The organism is Priestia sp. SB1 (assembly GCF_038898415.1).
The window spans coordinates 535,445-554,029 of sequence record NZ_JBBJSS010000001.1; the positions used below are offsets into that span (position 1 = coordinate 535,445).

17 protein-coding genes are annotated in these 18,585 nt (G+C 40.3%); 3 read left to right on the plus strand and 14 right to left on the minus strand.

Annotated features, from left to right (window positions below):
* Positions 1–34: 34 nt before the first annotated feature.
* The gene (locus WKH56_RS02755) at positions 35–250 is read left to right on the plus strand and encodes a CDGSH iron-sulfur domain-containing protein (RefSeq protein WP_028410691.1); all 216 of its coding nucleotides are present in this window, start codon (positions 35–37) and stop codon (positions 248–250) included.
* A gap of 73 nt (positions 251–323) precedes the next feature.
* Here WKH56_RS02755 and WKH56_RS02760 read toward each other — a convergent pair whose 3' ends face one another.
* Both WKH56_RS02760 and WKH56_RS02765 read right to left on the minus strand, forming a co-directional pair.
* Complete coding sequence (locus WKH56_RS02760) at positions 324–1,118, minus strand: SDR family NAD(P)-dependent oxidoreductase (protein WP_257040866.1); 795 nt, start codon at positions 1,116–1,118, stop codon at positions 324–326.
* A gap of 23 nt (positions 1,119–1,141) precedes the next feature.
* Positions 1,142–2,098 (minus strand): MBL fold metallo-hydrolase, encoded by a 957-nt coding sequence (locus WKH56_RS02765; RefSeq protein WP_028411561.1) that lies wholly within the window; start codon positions 2,096–2,098, stop codon positions 1,142–1,144.
* A gap of 268 nt (positions 2,099–2,366) precedes the next feature.
* Here WKH56_RS02765 and proI point away from each other — a divergent pair, with 268 nt between their 5' ends.
* Together proI and namA are read left to right on the plus strand one after the other, a co-directional pair.
* The gene (proI, locus tag WKH56_RS02770; protein ID WP_275210718.1) at positions 2,367–3,215 is read left to right on the plus strand and encodes a pyrroline-5-carboxylate reductase ProI; all 849 of its coding nucleotides are present in this window, start codon (positions 2,367–2,369) and stop codon (positions 3,213–3,215) included.
* Positions 3,216–3,352: 137 nt separating this feature from the next.
* Positions 3,353–4,369, plus strand: coding sequence for an NADPH dehydrogenase NamA (gene namA, locus WKH56_RS02775; protein WP_028411563.1), 1,017 nt, complete (start codon positions 3,353–3,355; stop codon positions 4,367–4,369).
* A gap of 28 nt (positions 4,370–4,397) precedes the next feature.
* On the opposite strand, the gene rnz is transcribed toward namA, so the two are convergent.
* From rnz to mce, 12 genes are all read right to left on the minus strand, one after another.
* Positions 4,398–5,327: a ribonuclease Z gene (gene rnz / locus WKH56_RS02780; protein WP_033579725.1), complete on the minus strand. Its 930-nt coding sequence runs from the start codon at positions 5,325–5,327 to the stop codon at positions 4,398–4,400.
* Positions 5,328–5,395: 68 nt separating this feature from the next.
* The gene (locus WKH56_RS02785; RefSeq protein WP_165635155.1) at positions 5,396–6,754 is read right to left on the minus strand and encodes an aspartate aminotransferase family protein; all 1,359 of its coding nucleotides are present in this window, start codon (positions 6,752–6,754) and stop codon (positions 5,396–5,398) included.
* 93 nt (positions 6,755–6,847) lie between these two features.
* Positions 6,848–8,317, minus strand: a complete 1,470-nt coding sequence (locus WKH56_RS02790) for a CoA-acylating methylmalonate-semialdehyde dehydrogenase (protein ID WP_048019784.1) — start codon at positions 8,315–8,317, stop codon at positions 6,848–6,850.
* 207 nt (positions 8,318–8,524) lie between these two features.
* Positions 8,525–10,156, minus strand: coding sequence for a PucR family transcriptional regulator (locus tag WKH56_RS02795; protein ID WP_034327230.1), 1,632 nt, complete (start codon positions 10,154–10,156; stop codon positions 8,525–8,527).
* Between the two features lie 139 nt (positions 10,157–10,295).
* A complete protein-coding gene (locus tag WKH56_RS02800; protein WP_013059103.1) occupies positions 10,296–10,487 on the minus strand; it encodes a hypothetical protein in 192 nt (63 codons plus the stop codon).
* 397 nt (positions 10,488–10,884) lie between these two features.
* Positions 10,885–11,097, minus strand: a complete 213-nt coding sequence (locus tag WKH56_RS02805; RefSeq protein WP_048019782.1) for a hypothetical protein — start codon at positions 11,095–11,097, stop codon at positions 10,885–10,887.
* A 33-nt stretch (positions 11,098–11,130) separates the two neighbouring features.
* The gene (gene hydA / locus WKH56_RS02810; RefSeq protein ID WP_033579723.1) at positions 11,131–12,549 is read right to left on the minus strand and encodes a dihydropyrimidinase; all 1,419 of its coding nucleotides are present in this window, start codon (positions 12,547–12,549) and stop codon (positions 11,131–11,133) included.
* A gap of 19 nt (positions 12,550–12,568) precedes the next feature.
* Positions 12,569–13,849, minus strand: a complete 1,281-nt coding sequence (gene preA / locus WKH56_RS02815) for an NAD-dependent dihydropyrimidine dehydrogenase subunit PreA (protein ID WP_033579722.1) — start codon at positions 13,847–13,849, stop codon at positions 12,569–12,571.
* 21 nt (positions 13,850–13,870) lie between these two features.
* A complete protein-coding gene (locus WKH56_RS02820; RefSeq protein ID WP_034270985.1) occupies positions 13,871–15,232 on the minus strand; it encodes an NAD(P)-dependent oxidoreductase in 1,362 nt (453 codons plus the stop codon).
* A gap of 224 nt (positions 15,233–15,456) precedes the next feature.
* Positions 15,457–16,575, minus strand: a complete 1,119-nt coding sequence (locus WKH56_RS02825) for a tripeptidase T (protein WP_275210717.1) — start codon at positions 16,573–16,575, stop codon at positions 15,457–15,459.
* 25 nt (positions 16,576–16,600) lie between these two features.
* Entirely contained in the window at positions 16,601–18,151 is a 1,551-nt protein-coding gene (locus WKH56_RS02830; protein WP_063248534.1) for an acyl-CoA carboxylase subunit beta, read from the minus strand.
* Entirely contained in the window at positions 18,144–18,569 is a 426-nt protein-coding gene (mce, locus tag WKH56_RS02835; protein WP_028411573.1) for a methylmalonyl-CoA epimerase, read from the minus strand. Before mce ends, WKH56_RS02830 begins: the two co-directional genes overlap by 8 nt.
* Between the last annotated feature and the right edge of the window lie 16 nt (positions 18,570–18,585).

Genomic DNA, 18,585 nt, shown 5'->3' on the forward strand with positions numbered 1-18,585 from the left:
TTCATATAGGTGTGTACAAAAAGGAGGTTTTTCTATGTCAAAAGTACAAATTAAAGTAATGGATAACGGTTCTTTCCGTGTCACTGGAGACGTTGAATTAATTGATGCAGACGGCAATAAATTTGAAACAAAGCCGACATTTTCACTATGCCGATGTGGCCAGTCGCAAAAGATGCCCTTTTGCGACGGAAATCATAAAGGAAAATTCGACTCTTGTGTGCGCGCTGCAAAAGTTTTAGACGAGCAGTAGATTTATAGAAATACAGCTTTACTGAACGAAAGCATTAACGAAAAACATTGATAACCTGTGATTAAAGCACAGGTTATTTTCTATTAAACGCATCCCCTGCCAATTTTTCTACGAGCCCCGGGGCAAGCTGATACACCTTCGAACCCATGTTCATCCACTTAGGCAAGTTGACTTCTCGTTTTGGTTTCCCAATAATATTGACCGTTTTTTCAGCTACGTATTGAGGTTTTAACATAAACTTTTCTACACTTTTTTCATAGTTTCCTGACTGATCCGCTATTGAAAAAAAGTTGGTTTGAATAGGACCTGGATTCACTGCGGTTACATAGATATCCGTTTTTGCTAATTCCATTCGCAGGCTGTTGGTAAACCCTAGCACGGCATGTTTAGAAGCTGAATAGCCACTGGATTTAGGCGTTGCCAGTTTGCCTGCTTGAGAAGCAATGTTAATAATATGTCCTTTGTTTTCTTTTAGCATATAAGCTAAAATTTCTTGTGTACATGCAATTAATCCAATAACATTGACTTGAAACATTGATGCAATTGTCGAAATGGATGCTTCTTTCACTTCTTCAAATACACCAAAGCCTGCATTATTAATCAGCACATCAACACGCTTAATTTCACTTATCATTTTCTGAACAACACTTTTGACTTCCTCTACGTTCGCTACGTCAGCTTTATATATGTAAGAGGTAATCCCATACTTTTGATTAATTTGCTCAGCTACTCGCTGCAGCTTTTCTTCTGTACGTGCAAGTAAAACGGGGACGCCCCCTCTTTTGGCCACTTCATAAGCTAAATGTTCTCCAAGACCTCCTGAAGCGCCTGTAATCACGACATGTTGGTTCTTTAACGAGGATTTCAAATATAACACACCTTTTTTGTAAGTTAAGAGCACACAGAATAAATAAGCGTACTTTCCTTTTCATGTGTACTGATTTTATTTGCATCTTCTAAAAAATCGAGCTGACCAATTGTTTCAGAAAGAGTTAGCCCTAGTTCTTTTTCATAAATAGTAGGAAATAGCTGTTTGCAAATATCAAACGCTGTTTGAGGGCGTTCTTTTATCATGCTAAGCACTTTATCCGCTCGGTCGCTTTGCTTTTGTAACCTCTCTTGTACAAGTTCACGGACATGTAATACTTCATCTCCATGACCTGTATAGATACAGCTTATCTCTAAGTCAAGCAGACGTCTTAACGAATGATTATATTGAAGAAGCGTTTTAGGCCGCTCGCCGCTTGGTTTCATAGGAGGTTCAATAAGCGGATTAGATGAAATATGCTTTAACAGCAAATCTCCTCCAATCATAACCGCTGTTTTTTCATTGTATAATGCAATATGGCTTTGAGCATGACCGGGCACTTCAAGCACTTTCCAACTCTCTAGGCCCGGAATGTAATCTCCTTCCTGCACAGAAGTCGTAAGAGAACGGTGACATGAATACTTCATTGATGCTTTTAAACGTTTTAAATAGGGGCGAAATCTTTCATCTACGCCCGCTTTCATAAAGTGATCTTCAAAAAACGCATCGTACCACTCAAAAAAATCCGGATTCTGAGAGATCCAAGGCTGATTTTTCGCATGACCGACTATGGCGATATCTTTATCAAAAAAATCAAGCATTCCTACGTGATCAGGATGGTGATGAGTTAGGACAACTTGTTTAATATCATCTGGTTTTAATCCTATTTCATTAAGCTTTTCTTTAAATACAGACCACGCTGCCTCCGTTTTAATACCAGCATCGATTAGCGTAACGGTCTGACCTTTTATAACAAAAACATTCACATCTCCTACCGCAAAAGGAGTAGGCAGCACAATTTTATACAATTGCTCATTCATCTGTATTTTTGCTCCTTTACCATCGCATTTTCTTTTAAGTTTACACGATTTTTCCCCTTATTTATACAATTGCTTTCGTTTTCTGAAAATTACATTGACATCCCTCTCTTTTTCATTGCATAATGACAGAAATATAGTGAAGTTTTATTCATATCTTTAGATAACTATGCATTTTATAAAGAAGAGATACACAAACACAAACCTTTAACAGATACTGAAATTTCAGTATCTGTTTTCATTGGATAGCAAATGACTGGAGGAAATTTTAATGAAAACGGATTTAAACATCGCCTTTATTGGAGCTGGATCAATGGCTGAAGCCATGATCTCAGGGCTGCTGTCAGATAAAAAGCTTCGCCCCAATCAAATCACCGTAACAAATCATAGCAGCGATAAAAGACTTCACGAACTTCGAAACGCCTATGGAATTAACATTACGCGTAATCATGCCTTGTTAATAGAAAAAAGCGATATCGTCGTGCTTGCTATTAAACCAAAAGACGTAGCCGAAAGCATCAATACGATTAAGTCCTATATTCGTCCCCATCACCTCGTTCTCTCTGTTTTAGCGGGTGTATCGACTGCCACAATTGTAAACTTGTTTGACCAAGAAGTAGCGGTTGTAAGAGCTATGCCAAATACATCTGCTTCTATTGGATTATCGGCTACAGCCATTGCACCCGGGAAGTTTGCTACAGCGGAGCATATGAACGTTACTACTGCTTTATTTGAAACGATTGGTACGGTTACAACTGTAGATGAAGAGCAGCTTCACGCTGTAACAGGACTATCTGGAAGCGGCCCAGCGTATGTCTATTATCTAGTAGAAGCAATGGAAAAAGCAGCTGAAAAACAAGGCTTGGATACGTCAGTGTCAAATGAACTAATTCTTCAAACGCTTATCGGTGCTGCAGAAATGCTGAAACAGTCACCTAAAACACCGGCCGTACTTCGAAAAGAAGTTATGAGTCCTGGCGGTACAACAGAAGCAGGAATCGAACAGCTTATTTCTCATAACTTCCAAGAAGCGATGATGCAGTGTATTGAACAAGCTACCATTCGCTCTAAATATTTAGGAGATACGATTGACGAAAAAATCTCGAGTAAACGTTCGTAAAGGTTCACCTCTTTCTAAAAAAAGAAAGAGGTTTTTTTATGATTAAAAATGGATAAGCAGATTATGTGAAAGATATTTCAATGCGGTGATATAATAACTTTTGTTTAGAGTATCGAAATAATTGGAGGTTAAACCGAATGACAACAAAACTATTTTCACCTTATACAGTGAAAGACGTAACATTAAAAAACCGAATTGTAATGTCACCAATGTGCATGTATTCATGCGAAAAAGAAGACGGAGTAGTAACCGACTTTCATATGGTTCACTACACAACTCGCGCGGTTGGACAAGTAGGTCTCATTATGGTTGAAGCCTCAGCTGTCGTCCCACAAGGTCGTATTTCAGCTCAAGACTTAGGGATTTGGAATGATGAGCAAAGAGATGGATTAACAAAACTTGTGACACAGCTAAAAGAAAACGGTGCAAAAACGGCCATTCAACTTGCACACGCAGGACGTAAAGCAACTGTTGAAGGCGATATTTATGCTCCTTCTGCGATTGCTTTTGATGATAAAAGTAAAAAACCTGTGGAAATGACCACAGAACAAATTCATGAAACGATTTCTGCCTTTAAAGAAAGCGCTCGACGCTCAAAGGAAGCTGGATTTGATATTATCGAGCTTCACGCGGCACACGGTTATTTAGTACATCAATTCCTATCACCGCTAAGCAATAAACGCAGCGACGAATATGGCGGCAGCGCAGAAAACCGCTATCGTTTCTTAAAGGAAATTATTGACGCTGTGAAAACAGAGTGGGACGGTCCTTTATTTGTCCGTGTTTCTGCTTCTGACTATACAGAAGGCGGATTAACAGTCGATGATCACGTTGTATTTGCAAAATGGATGAAAGAACAAGGCGTCGACTTAATTGACGTTAGTTCCGGTGCTCTTGTACATGCTCCAATTAACGTATACCCTGGCTATCAAGTTCCGTTTGCAGATAAAATTAAGCAGCAGGCAAATATTGATACAGGCGCAGTTGGATTAATTACAACTGGACGACAAGCTGAAGAGGTTTTACAAAGCGAACGCGCTGATTTAATTTTTGTTGCGCGCGAACTTCTGCGCGATCCGTACTTCCCGCGCACGGCGGCAAAAGAATTAAATGAAACACTTTCAGCACCCGTTCAGTACGAACGCGGATGGTAAAAAAAGACGAGGCTATCCTCGTCTTTTTTTATGAAATCGTAAACCTTTTTAAGTCTTCTGCTATATCGGTATTCGGAAAAATTTCTTTTGCTCCTTCTGCTAACTGGCTGACTGCGTCTCCTTGGTAACGCGAACTGATATGAGATAAAATAAGACGCTCGGCCGATGCTGTTTTAGCAATTTCAGCGGCTTCTTTTGCAGTAGAATGAAAATAGTTGTAAGCAAGCTCCTCGTCTCCCGCTGCAAACGTAGCTTCATGGATTAACACATTCGCATGCATAGCAAGCTGAACACTTTGCGTGCACCTTCTTGTATCTCCTAAAACCGTGATGACCTTCCCTTTTTTAGGTTCTCCTACAAACTCTTGTCCATTGATTAGACGCCCATCTTTTAATACTACTTCTTTCCCTTCTTTTAACTGCTGATAATGAGGCCCTGGGGGAATATTCATTTCTCTTAAACGCTGAACGTCCAGTGACCCTGGCAAATCTTTTTCGACAACGCGATATCCATAAGATAAAATGCCATGTTCAAGTTTGCCAAACTCCACTGAAAAAGTTTCATCTTCAAAAATCGTTCCACTTTCACTTTCCTCTTCTATTTCAACAACCTCTAGAGGATATTGCAGATGAGTTTGACTTACAGCAAGCGTGACTTCAATAAATTCTTTAATTCCTTTTGGCCCGTATACAGTAAGCAGCGATTCTCCGCCTTGAAACGAACGGCTTCCAAGGAGTCCAGGTAAGCCATAAATATGATCACCGTGAAGGTGCGTAATAAAAATTTTCTCAATTCGTCTCGGTTTAACGGTTGTATGTAAAATTTGATGCTGCGTTGCTTCTCCGCAATCAAAAAGCCACACCGCCCCTCTTTCTTGCAAAAGTTCGAGCGCAAGAGATGAAACATTCCGCTGTTTTGCTGGTACTCCTGCACCCGTTCCTAAAAATAACAATTCCATTTTCTACTTCCTCCCTCACACGCACAAAAAGCCTGTAAGTATATTATACAGGCTTTTTGCAAACTTACCTATTTGATGCTGTCAAGCGCATACGTAATAGTAGCTAATAACAGCTCAATATCACTTTCCTCAATGTTGAGCGGCGGCGAGAGCGTGAGAACATTATTATAGCCGGCTACCGTTGCTCCATTTTTCCCAATAATGACTCCTTTGCTTTTACATTTAGCAATCACTTCATTTACAAGATTAACGTCTAGCGGTTCCTTCGTTTGCTTATCAGCTACAAGTTCAATTCCGATTAAAAGCCCTTTACCTCTTACATCTCCAACGTATGGGTGGCTATCAATAAGCGACGTTAGCTCACTTAATACGTAAGCCCCGAGCTGTTTAGAACGATCAAACAGATTTTCTCTTTCCATAATTTCTAAATTCTTTAATGCCAGTGCACACGCAGCCGGGCTTCCTCCAAATGTATTAACGTGGCGAAAATACTCGTACTGATCGCTATCTTTGAACGCTTCATAGATTTCTTTTTTAACAGCAGTTGCCGAGAGCGGAAGATATGCGCTTGTAATTCCTTTTGCCATGGTAATGATATCTGGTTTTACATCGTAGTTCATAAAACCAAAGGCTTCTCCTGTACGTCCAAAGCCGCAAATAACTTCATCTACAATTAGAAGTGCACCGTGTTTTTCACACGTTTCTTTTACGCCTTTCATATAATTTTGAGGCGGTAAAAGAATTCCTCCACCTGTAATAATTGGCTCCATAATAACAGCGGCAATCGTTTCGCTTAGCTCCCACGTCATGACATTGTCAATATCTTTTACAGATTGAAGCTCTTCTTTTGGCGCATGGTAGTCATCTTGCCCTCGGTATGAATCAGGCGGCGCAACGTGAATAAAGCCAGGAGCAAGCGGTTCATATTTATATTTACGCTGAGCTTGGCCCGTTGCTGCTAGTGCGCCCATTGAATTTCCGTGATACCCTCGGTAACGCGAAATAAATTTGTAGCGAGAATGCTCTCCTTTTTGCTGATGGTATTGACGCACAATTTTAAAAGCCGTTTCATTTGCTTCAGATCCGCTATTTGAAAAGAAGATAACATAGTCATCACCTAGCATTTCATTTAGCTTCTCTGCTAGTTTGATAGCAGGTACGTGAGATTGAGTGAGCGGAAAATAAGCCAGTTCTTTTAGCTGCTCATAGGCTGCGAGCGCTAACTCATCCCGTCCATACCCGGTATTTACACACCAAAGCCCTGCCATTGCATCTAAATAGCGATTTCCTTGTTCATCTGTAATCCAAGCACCTTTTGCTTTTGTAGCTACCATCGTTGCATCCGGACTGTATGGTTTCATTCCATGCCATACATACTGCTCATCTTTTGCACGCAGATCTTTTTCATTTTGACTGACCTGTACCATCTTATCCACTCCCAAATCGCTAGCGCGGTATTTTTTTCTGTATGAAAAGACTTCGACAAAATGCCGAAGCCACTTGCTATATTCATCTATATGTTAAAAGTCAAAGCGTGATGTAACCATCTTTTTACGTGTAAAGAAGTTCAAACCGTCTTTGCCGTTTACATGCAAATCTCCGTAAAAAGAGTCTTTCCAGCCGGAGAATGGGAAGAAGGCCATCGTAGCAGGTACTCCTACGTTAATGCCGAGCATACCCGCATCTGCTTCTTCTCTAAATTGACGCACCGCTTTTGCATCTTTTGTATAAATCGTTGCTCCATTTCCAAAACGAGATTTTTCCATATAGCGAAGTGCTTCATCTAATGTGTCAGCGCGAAGCAAGCTTAGTACAGGTGCAAAAATCTCTTCTTTAGCAATGGTCATATCAGGAGTTACGCGGTCAAAAATGGTTGCTCCTAAGAAATTTCCTTCTGCATGTTCATCCATTTCTTTACGTCCGTCACGAATGAGTTCCGCCCCTTCTTTCATGCCAAGTTCAATATAATCCAGCACCTTATCACGGTGCTCTTTTCGAATTACGGGCGTTAGAAGCACTTCATCATCAAATCCGCTTCCCATAATTAATTCATCTGCTTTTTGCTTTAATTTTGCGACGAATTCATCTCCTTTTTCACCAACTACGACCACGGCGCTGCAAGCCATGCATCGCTGGCCGGCACTTCCATAAGCCGAGCTGATAATATGGGATACCGCTTTATCCATATCGCAGTCTGGCATCACAACATGATGATTTTTAGCTCCGGATAAAGCCTGAACTCGTTTCCCTTGAGCTGCAGCTTGTTCATAAACATACTTTGCTACCGGCTGCGATCCGACGAATGAAATCGCTTTAACTTTTTCGTGCTCTATTAATCCATTCACGACATCATGTGCCCCGTGCACAATATTTAATAATCCATCCGGTGCTCCTGCTTCTGTAAAAAGTTCAGCAAGTCGCGTTGCTAAAAGCGGCGTTCGCTCAGACGGTTTTAATACAAACGTATTTCCACATACAATGGCAAGCGGGAACATCCACAGCGGTACCATCATTGGAAAATTAAAAGGTGTGATGCCTCCGACAACACCAAGTGGAAAACGGAACATTTCAGAATCAATTTCTTCCGCTATGTTATTTAATGATTCTCCCATTAATAAAGTAGGAGCACCCGCAGCAAACTCCACGCATTCAATACCGCGCTGTACTTCACCGTAAGCTTCTTTGAAAGCCTTGCCGTTTTCTTGTACAACTAATTTCGCTAACTCTTCGTGATGCTTAACTAGTAAATGCTGAAACGCAAACATTAATCTTGCTCGTTTTGGAGCAGGAACGTTACGCCATGTTTCAAATGTTTTTTGCGCTGTTTCCACCGCATCGGCTACGTCTTCTTTTGTAGAAAGCGGTACTTTTGCAATTACTTCGCCCGTCGATGGATTAATTACCTCTCCAAATTTTTGCCCTGCCGTATCAACCCATTTTCCGCCCACGTAATTTTTTAAAACTTGCGTATCATTATTCACAACTGACATATCGCTTGGCCTCCTCAAAAAATAAGAAATGACAAATCTACCTTTATTATTGAATAAATAAATGGTGGTTGCATTAGACAAAATGTGAAACAACTCTAGATTCTCGTTTCACATTTTGCGCAGTGAACTCGGAGAAAGCATGAACTAAAATGAACATATAGTAAAATCATCCTCAGCATAAAAAAACAGCTGTTTCCAGCTGCTTACTTATCCGTTTATAAATTCCGCACGCGACTTTTTCATCATAAACAAATATTCATATGCCATAATCATAAATTCAATCGCCAATCGTTTTTCCGGCTCCATAAAATCTTCACCCAGCAGCTTTTCTAGTTTTTCAATGCGGTGATACAGCGTTTGCCGCACAATGTATAAACGCTTAGCCGTCTCTTGTTTAGATCCGTTGCATGCTAAATAAATTTTTAATGTTTCCATGAGTTTTGCATTGTACGTTTCATCATATGTAATAACGGGCTGCAGATATTCAAACACCACTTCCTGTAAGTCTTCATGCTGATGTAAAAGCGAAATAATTCGGTACATATGCAAATCATCATAAAAATGAATAATGGTTTGTTTTTGCAGCATTTCTTGAATCGAAATTGTTTCTTTAGCCGTTTCATAGCTTTTATGCATACAGTCAAGCTGTTCACAGTATTGGCCAATTCCGATAAAGCTAATGGCGTTCCGCTTTGAGTTTTCATCCGATTCGTATTGATTCATCCAGCGGTGAAGGCTGCTTTCTAATCTCTCTCTCCACGTGCTAACCATTCGTTTGTTCAAAAGAATAAATAACACTTCGCGATTTCGCTCGGAGACTAATAAGTGAAAGCCTTCTTGTTCAAAGATGCTTCGTAAGATCAGCTTAAAATACGTTCGATCAAACTTTTCCCGTCTTTGCCACTTACAGCAAACAACGATCCCCCCGCGAATAGGAGAATCTGAACACACCTCGTGCATAGAATCTTTTATTTGTTCAAGAGTTAGCTCTCCGTTCATCCATTTCGTCATCCATTCAGTTTCATCTACTCTTTTTTTCTCTTCGACATACAAGTCCTTCAAAAAATGCTGAGCAAGTGCAGTTGCCGTCCGGTCAACGGTGAGCACTTCAAGTTCTGTTAACGCTTCATTTATAGAGGCGACATACAGCTGAGCATAATCTTGTCCTAATAAATGAATAGGCTGCTCATTAAAATGCGGACTCTCATTTTCCCTGCTTATATAATGAAGTAGAAGCTGCTGTTTGAGTAAGTCCATCTCCGGAGCAAAGGTAAATAATTCATTTGAAACTTTAAGGCCGACAAGAAGCCCCGTAGATTCATATAAACACTGTAAGATAACGGCCGGGTCATTAACTGTTAACAGCAGCTGATTTAGCCGATGAGAATACTGTTCTAAATCGGAAATCATTTGATAATGCTGATTAATTAAAAGTGAGTGAACATCTTGCGTAATTTCAACGAACGGAACTTCTTCGTGAAATAAAATAATCGGAAAATCACATTCGTTCGCTTTATCAATGACAATTTGCGGAATCTTAGAAGTATAAGTGCCAAGTTCAATACACAGTCCTGATGCCTTACAAGAAATTAATTGCTGAAGAAATGATAAACAAGATTGAGGATCTTCTCCCCAGCCTACCCCTGTTGATAAAATGAGCTCGTTTCCTTTTAGCAGCTCATTAATGCGCGTTACTTCCATCACGTGCACCCACTTCACAGAATTAGTAAGCCCTTTCTCTCCAGCTATTACTTCACAGTTTACAAAATGTTTCCTTGTTAAAATCTCTGTTACTGTTAAATATGATTTCAAGTCAACACCGCCCCTAGCGAATTTCACATCATGTCTCCTGGATCATTAACGCGTATTTCGCATATGTGTAGAACAAAAGCTATATCTTCTTACATTATATTAAATATTTAGAAGAAATAAAATATTTAATAAAAGAAACGAAAAAAGCTGTAACGATAATGGATCGTTACAGCTTCTGAGCCGTTTGCTGTAATTTATTAAAAAAACCGTGGCGCTTAACCGCTTGTTCTTTAATTCGGTGAATTTCTTTTTTATAAAAACGCAAATCTTGTAGTGACACTGCATTTAACATTTCCATTTTTAATTTATCAATAATTTTTGTTTCTTCTTGTGTCATACACTGCGTAGCTTGATCCATCCGTGTCACACCCTTTTTATATTTAATAGATTTATTGTGAAAACGTTCTACTATAATATTTACTACAATTTACTAGATAACTAAACCTTTTCTCTTTCGATGTAAACGAAATGTAACAACTGTAATACAGTCAATGGATAATATCTAGTTATTTTGTTTCACATCCAAAACGAAAAAAACACAAAAACGGATCACTTTTGTCAGCCAATATAGTAAAAAACTTATAGGTCTTAGTAAACAAAGAAAGGGATTGAGACATAACTAAATTACTTCCATCAACATCTAGGAGCACCTGCATACGTGAAACCTACGTTCACCCTACCAATAAAAAAAGATCCGAACGATTCATCGTTCGGATCTTCCTTCAGCTAAAATAATTTTGGCTCAGCCTTCGTTTTTATACTTGTTGAATCAGTACGGATGAAAAATACTTTCTAGCATCCGCCGTCAATATATGAAGCGTTTCTTGTTCGGTTTGATTCTTTTCGATGCGTTCAAACGTCACAAACGCCCCGCTTAGATTCTCTGTTACAGCCGTTATTTTAAATCCTTTTTGCAGCAAAAAATCAATCTTTTCCCGCTCTGCCATATATTCATGGTAACTTGACATTCCCCTGCCTCCAATCTATTTTGGCATCTGTTTTTATAACGTTAATTTTTCAGCTTCGTTAGCCGTGTTTAACTCATTAAACTTTGCTCTTTTTGTATACTGTCCATAGCCTTTTTGACCGACAAACTGCTTATCTTTTACGACAAATTCTCCTCGGCAAAGCACTGAAACCGGCTCACCTGTAACTTTCATTCCCTCAAATGCGCTATAATCAACTGCCATATGATGCGTTTTAGCTGAAATCGCACGTTCAACAGAAGGGTCAAATATAAGCAGATCCGCGTCTGCACCAACTGCTATCGTTCCTTTTTTCGGATACAGTCCGAACAGCTTCGCGATTTTTGTTGATGTTATATCCACAAACTGATTGATATTAATTCGGTTTTTCACTACTCCTTCTGAAAATAAAAGGCTCATGCGATCCTCAATAATAGGTCCTCCGTTTGGAATCTTTGTAAAATCTCCTTTTCCTAGATCTTTTTGACCGTTAAAATCAAACGAGCACTGATCTGATCCAATCGTTTGCAAGTCGCCATTACGCAGGGCATTCCACAAAACATCTTGGTTCCATTTTTCACGTAAAGGCGGCGACCATACGTATTTTGCTCCTTCAAAATCCGGTTTCTCTAAATAGGTTTGGTCAAGCGTCAAATACTGCGGACACGTTTCGCCCCAGATATTTACGCCTTTTTCCCTTGCTTCAGCAATCTTTTTAACCGCTTCAGCGCAAGATACGTGAACAACATAGAGCTGTGAGTCAGCAAGCTCGGTTAGCACTGCGGCTCTTCCCGTAGCTTCTCCTTCTATTTCCGGAGGACGAGTGAGGGCATGATAGATAGGATCAGTTTGTCCTTGCTCCAGCGCTTTTGCCGTTAAATACTCAATAACATCTCCATTTTCAGCATGTACCATCACAAGCGCCCCTAGTTTTTTAGCTTGCACTAGCGTTTGGTAAAGGGTAGCATCGTCTGCTTGAAAAACATTTTTATAGGCCATGAACACTTTAAAAGAAGTAATTCCTTCTTTTTCAATAATCGTAGGAAGCTCATTTAATACATCTTCCGTGATTTCTCCAATCATTAGATGAAAGCTGTAATCGATAGCCGCTTTTCCTTTTGATTTTTCATGCCATGTGCCGATCGCTTTTTGGAGCGGTTCGCCTTTATTGGTTAAGCAAAAATCAATAACAGTTGTCGTACCTCCAAAAGCTGCTGCTCTTGTACCTGTTTCAAAGTCGTCTTTTGTAACGGTCCCTCCAAACGGCATATCTAAATGAGTATGGGGATCGATGCCTCCTGGGAATACATAGTTGCCTTTTGCATCAATCACTTCGCATCCCTGTTCTTCAAAAGCTGAGCCAATTGCCGAAATCACTCCATTTTCAATTAAAATATCGGCTTTATACGTATCTGTTGCTGTGACTATGACACCATTTTTAACGATTTTCTTCATTTCTTCATCCCCTTTGTATTTATACGTCCAATCGCTGTGCAGCCGTCGCTTGTAAAGCAGCTTGGCGTTCATTCCACGTCATTGGCGGTTGTTCATTTGGTAATTCAATCATGGATATAGCTCCGTCCACAGGACATACAATCGAACATAAATTACAGCCTACACAATCTTCTTCTCGTACTTTTAAATAAGGTTTCCCTGAAGGATCTTTCAACATATCAATACATTGGTGAGAAGTATCTTCACAAGAAATATGACACTTATTGCAGTTAATACACGTATCAGGGTCGATGCGAGCCACTACTTTATAATTGAGATCTAAGTTGCCCCAGTCGGAATATTTTGAAACGGCTTTCCCTACAATATCGCTTACTTTTTCGATTCCTCTTTCATCCAAGTAATAGTTGAGACCTTGAATCATATCCTCTACAATGCGGAATCCGTGATGCATAGCAGCTGTACATACTTGCACACCTGTAGCACCCATGAGCATAAATTCCACTGCTTCTTGCCAGTTCGAAACGCCTCCCATACCAGATATTGGAACGTTAATAAACGGACTTCTTGCACATTCAGCAACCATGTTTAATGCAATCGGCTTAACAGCCGGGCCGCAATAGCCTCCGTGAGCGCCTTTTCCCGCTACGTGTGGAATTGTATTCCATGAATGAATGTCTACTCCTGCTAAACTATTAATGGTGTTAATCATACTAACAGCGTCGGCACCACCTCGAACCGCTGCTTCTGCTGTAACGGTAATATCTGTGATATTTGGGGTTAGCTTAACAATGACCGGCGTTTGGGCTACTTCTTTAGCCCAATACGTTTGTTTTTCAACTAAATCAGGGACTTGCCCAGAGGCAGCACCCATCCCTCGTTCTGCCATTCCATGCGGACAGCCAAAGTTCAGCTCTAATCCATCTACTCCTACATCTTCTACTTTTTTGACAATCTCATGCCATTTTTCTTGCTGAGGCTCTACCATAAGAGAGGCAATAATTGCGTGGTTAGGAAACTTCTTTTTCGTTTCATAGATTTCCTTCAAATTAACTTCAAGCGGACGATCGGTGATTAGCTCAATATTGTTAAAGCCGGCTACGCGCTGACCGTTGAAGCCAACGGCAGCAAATCGAGAGGAAACATTTAAAATCGGATCACCAAGCGTTTTCCAAACTGCGCCTCCCCATCCTGCTTCAAATGCACGCTGCACTTGATAACCTGAATTGGTTGGCGGTGCGGATGCCAGCCAAAACGGATTTGGTGATTGAATACCTGCTAAATTTGTTGTTAAATCTGCCATAGATTTCTCCTCCTCCTGATTTTAAGCTGTTTCCATTGTTTCTTTTGTTAACTGCATATGAATATTTAACGCCGTTTGTTTTCCTTGCTGAGCAGCGGTCACAACCATTGCTTCTCCTTGTCCTTTACCAAAAATGACGTCTCCGCAAGCAAATACTTTTGGATTTGATGTTTGGAACGTCTCTTGATTGATTAAGACAACTCCATCTTCATGGTTCAGCTGGAATTGTTGAATCAAGGACAGGTAACGTTCTTGACCAATTGCTTTAACAACAGCATCCACTGGAATGGTAAACGTTGAACCTTCAACCGGAACAGGCTTCCTGCGGCCGTCTGCATCTGGATCTGTTAGGGTCATTTTTACGCATTCAATTCCGCTCACCTTACCATTTTCATCTCCAATAATTCGTATAGGAGCCGTTAACCAGCGGAATTCAACACCATCTTGTTTCGCAAATTCAAATTCAAAATCATATGCCGTCATTTCTTCTCTTGTACGACGGTATAAAATTTGAACATTTTCAGCTCCTAAGCGCACGGAACACGTAGCACCATCAATCGCAGTATTTCCCGCACCAATGACGGCTACACGCTTACCAACAAATTCTGTTGATAGCGCTTTTGACTTCGTTTTTTTCACAAAATCAATCGCATCATACACACCGTCTAGCTCTTCACCTTCAACATGTAGAGAAGGCACCTTACTCATACCAATAGCTAATACAACCGCGTCATATGACTGCAGTAATTCGCTTGGAAGAATATCTTCTCCAATTCTTACGTTTGTTTTAATTTTTACATCTAAGCTTTTTACTTGTTCAACTTCCCAGAATGAAATCGCTTGAGGAAGACGGAACGACACGATTCCATATGTATTTAACCCTCCTGCTTGTTTTTCCGCTTCAAAAATGGTTACGTCGTACCCGAATCGGGCCAGTTCTCTTGCTGCAGAGAGACCAGCCGGACCTCCCCCAACAATCGCTACCTTTTTGCCGTTGGCTTTTCCTTTCTCAAACAGCACCTGTTCATTTTGAATAGCCCAATCCGTTGCGTAGCGCTGCAAATCTCCAATCATAATTGGTTTGGTTGAATGGTTTAGCACACACGCTCCTTCACATAGTTCATCGGTTGGACAGACTCTCGAACAGCTTGCTCCTACTGGATTCGAAGACATAATCGTTTCGGCAGAGCCCTTTAAATTGCCCGATGCAATTTTTTTAATAAACGTCGGGATGTCAATTCCTGTAGGGCATGCCTGAATACAGGGTGCATCATAACAGTACAAACATCGATTAGATTCTTCGACTGCTTCTCTATTGGACAACCCTTTTTCTACTTCATTAAAGTTTTGAATGATGGACTGCAAACTTTCCGGTGATCGCATTGCATCAACCTCCCAAGAATATCTGTTGATAAAACTTAAATTGAAAGCGCTTACATATTTTTTATATACGTTATTTTCAACTTCTACTTTGTAAAATGTATTACTAACTTTATTGTACAAAACGACCGTCTTTTCTTCATTATACATTATGTTAAAAAATTCAGACTATTTACTATTCACTATGTAAAAAGCCTTGCTTTTATATAAAAGCAAGGCTGCAACTATTATTTTGCTACTTCTTTAATAATCGACACTACTAGTTCAGATGTCTTCACCAGTTCTTCTACCGGAATTTTTTCATTGGTTGTATGAATGTCTTCATAACCAACTGCTAAATTTACTGTTGGGATATCAAAGCCTGCGATTACATTTGCATCGCTTCCGCCTCCGCTTTGAAGCAGGCGTGAAGGGCGATCGATATTAGCCACGGCTTTTTTAGCAACTTCGACAACATGATTTCCATCGCCAAATTTAAAGCCTGGATACATCACTTTAATATCAACTTCTGCACGTCCGCCCATTTCTTGTGCAGCTGTTTCAAACGCTTCTTTCATTTTCGCTACTTGTGCTTCCATTTTTTCTGGAATTAATGAACGAGCTTCTGCTAAAATATCGACGCGGTCACACACGATATTCGTTTGCGTTCCACCTTCAAAACGTCCAATATTCGCTGTAGTCTCTTCATCAATACGTCCAAGCGGCATTTTAGAAATGGCTCTTGAAGCAATCGTAATAGCAGAAACGCCTCGTTCAGGAGCTACACCCGCATGAGCTGTTTTTCCATAAATTGTTGCATTTACTTTTGCTTGCGTCGGCGCAGCAACAATAATGTCTCCCACTTTGCCATCGCTATCTAAAGCATAGCCGAATTTTGCCGTTACGAGACTAGAATCAAGAGCTTTAGCACCCACTAAGCCAGATTCTTCTCCTACTGTAATAATAAATTCAATTTTGCCGTGCGCGATGTTTTCTTCTTTTAATACGGTGATTGCTTCTAGCATTGCTGCTAAGCCTGCTTTATCATCCGCTCCAAGAATTGTCGTGCCGTCACTTTTAATATAGCCATCTTCAATAGATGGTTTAATACCATTTCCAGGTACGACTGTATCCATATGAGAAGTAAAGTAGATTGTGTCTACGCCTTCTTTTGTAGCTGGCAGTGTGCAGATTAAGTTGTTGGCTCCGTGGCCTGTTTTTTCTTTGGCATCATCTTCTACTACTTCCACGCCTAATGCGGTAAATTTTTCTTTTAGTACAACAGCGATTTTTTCTTCATGCTTTGTTTCTGAGTCTACTTGTACTAATTCAATAAATAAATCAACGATTCGTTGTTCATTAATCATAATATGTAATCCCTCCAAAAATAACCTACAATGGTATGTTACCATGTTTCTTTGCTGGACGCTCTTCCTTTTTATTGTGCAACATTTCAAGCGCTTGTATTAATTTTATTCGTGTTTCCCGAGGATCAATCACATCATCGACCATTCCAGCGCTTGCCGCTACGTAAGGATTAGCAAATTTCTCGCGATACTGCTCAATTTTTTCGTGTCTTGTTTCATCTGGGTTTTCGCTACCTCGAATGTCGTTTGCAAAGATAATATTTGCAGCACCTTGAGGACCCATAACAGCAATTTCTGCATTCGGCCACGAATACACAAGGTCGGCTCCAATCGATTTACTATTTAAAGCTACATACGCACCTCCGTACGCCTTTCGCAAGATCACCGTGATTTTCGGAACGGTAGCTTCGGAGTATGCATATAAAATTTTAGCACCATGTCGTATAATTCCGCCATGTTCCTGCTTGATACCTGGGAAAAAACCTGTAACATCTTCAAATGTAATAAGTGGGATATTAAATGAATCGCAAAACCGAATAAACCTTGCTGCTTTATCTGAGGAGTTAATATCTAAACTGCCTGCCATTACTTTAGGCTGGTTACACACAAGTCCGACAACTTTTCCATCTATGCGGGCAAAACCAATGACAATATTTCTGGCAAAGTCTTTTTGCACTTCAAAAAAGGAGCGCTCGTCCACTACTTGGTGAATGACTTGACGCACATCGTAAGGACGCACGGCATCGAACGGGACAACGTCTAATAAATCCGGACGGTAATGATCACTCTGTGCCTCTGAAGCTAAAGGAGGCTGCTCTTGACTAGACTGCGGAAGATAGCTTAAGAGCGTTCGTACTTGTTCTAGTACCTCTTGTTCTGTTGAACCTCTGAAATGGGCGTTACCGCTAATTTCGTTATGAACAGCTGCTCCTCCAAGATTTTCAGAGGAAATGCTTTCTCCCGTTACGGTTTCAATTACTTTTGGTCCGGTAATGAACATTTGACTTGTTTCTTCTACCATAAAAACAAAGTCCGTAATCGCCGGTGAGTACACGGCTCCGCCTGCACAAGGACCCATAATAACAGATATTTGAGGCATAACACCTGAATAAATGGCGTTTCGATAAAAAATATGACCGTATCCATCAAGAGACATGACGCCCTCTTGAATACGAGCCCCGCCTGAGTCATTTAAACCAATAAACGGCACGCCTGTTTTAGCCGCTAAATCCATTACGTGCGCAATTTTTTTAGCATGCATCTCACCTAACGCGCCTCCAAATACCGTAAAATCTTGCGAAAACAAATAGACTGAGCGACCGTTTATCTTGCCGTAGCCTGTTACTACCCCGTCTCCTGGTCCTACTTGATTATTCATACTGAAGTCAGCACACCGATGCTCAATAAACGGATTTAACTCGACAAATGTATGTTCATCCAAAAGAATTTCAATTCGTTCACGTGCCGTTAGCTTCCCTTTATGGTGCTGTTTTTCAATTTTTTCGTCTCCACCGCCTAACTCGATTTTCCGGCGCTTATCGTACAATTCATTTAATTTATCATAAATGTCAACCATGCTTCTTCTCCTCCTCTAGTGTTTTTTCACAGAGCTCATAAAGAACACCGTTTGCTGATTTTGGATGCAAAAAAGCAATGGATGCTTCCCCTGCGCCTTTTCGCGGAACATCGTCAATCATTTGTACACCCTTTTCCTTTAACTCGTTAATCCGTTCTTCAATCGTGCGCACACCTAAAGCAACATGATGAAGGCCTTCACCTCTCTTTTTGATAAACGCGCCGACCGCACTGTCTTCAAAGAGTGGCTCTAATAATTCAATTTTCACGTTGCCGCACTGAATAAAAGCAACTTTTACTCCTTGTTCTTCTACTTCTTCTACTTTTAATAGAGACAGTCCTAATACCTTTTCATAAAATGGGAGGCTGCCTTCAATTGATTTTACAGCTATTCCTATGTGGTCAATTCCTTTTATCACTTTCTCACCTCTTAAA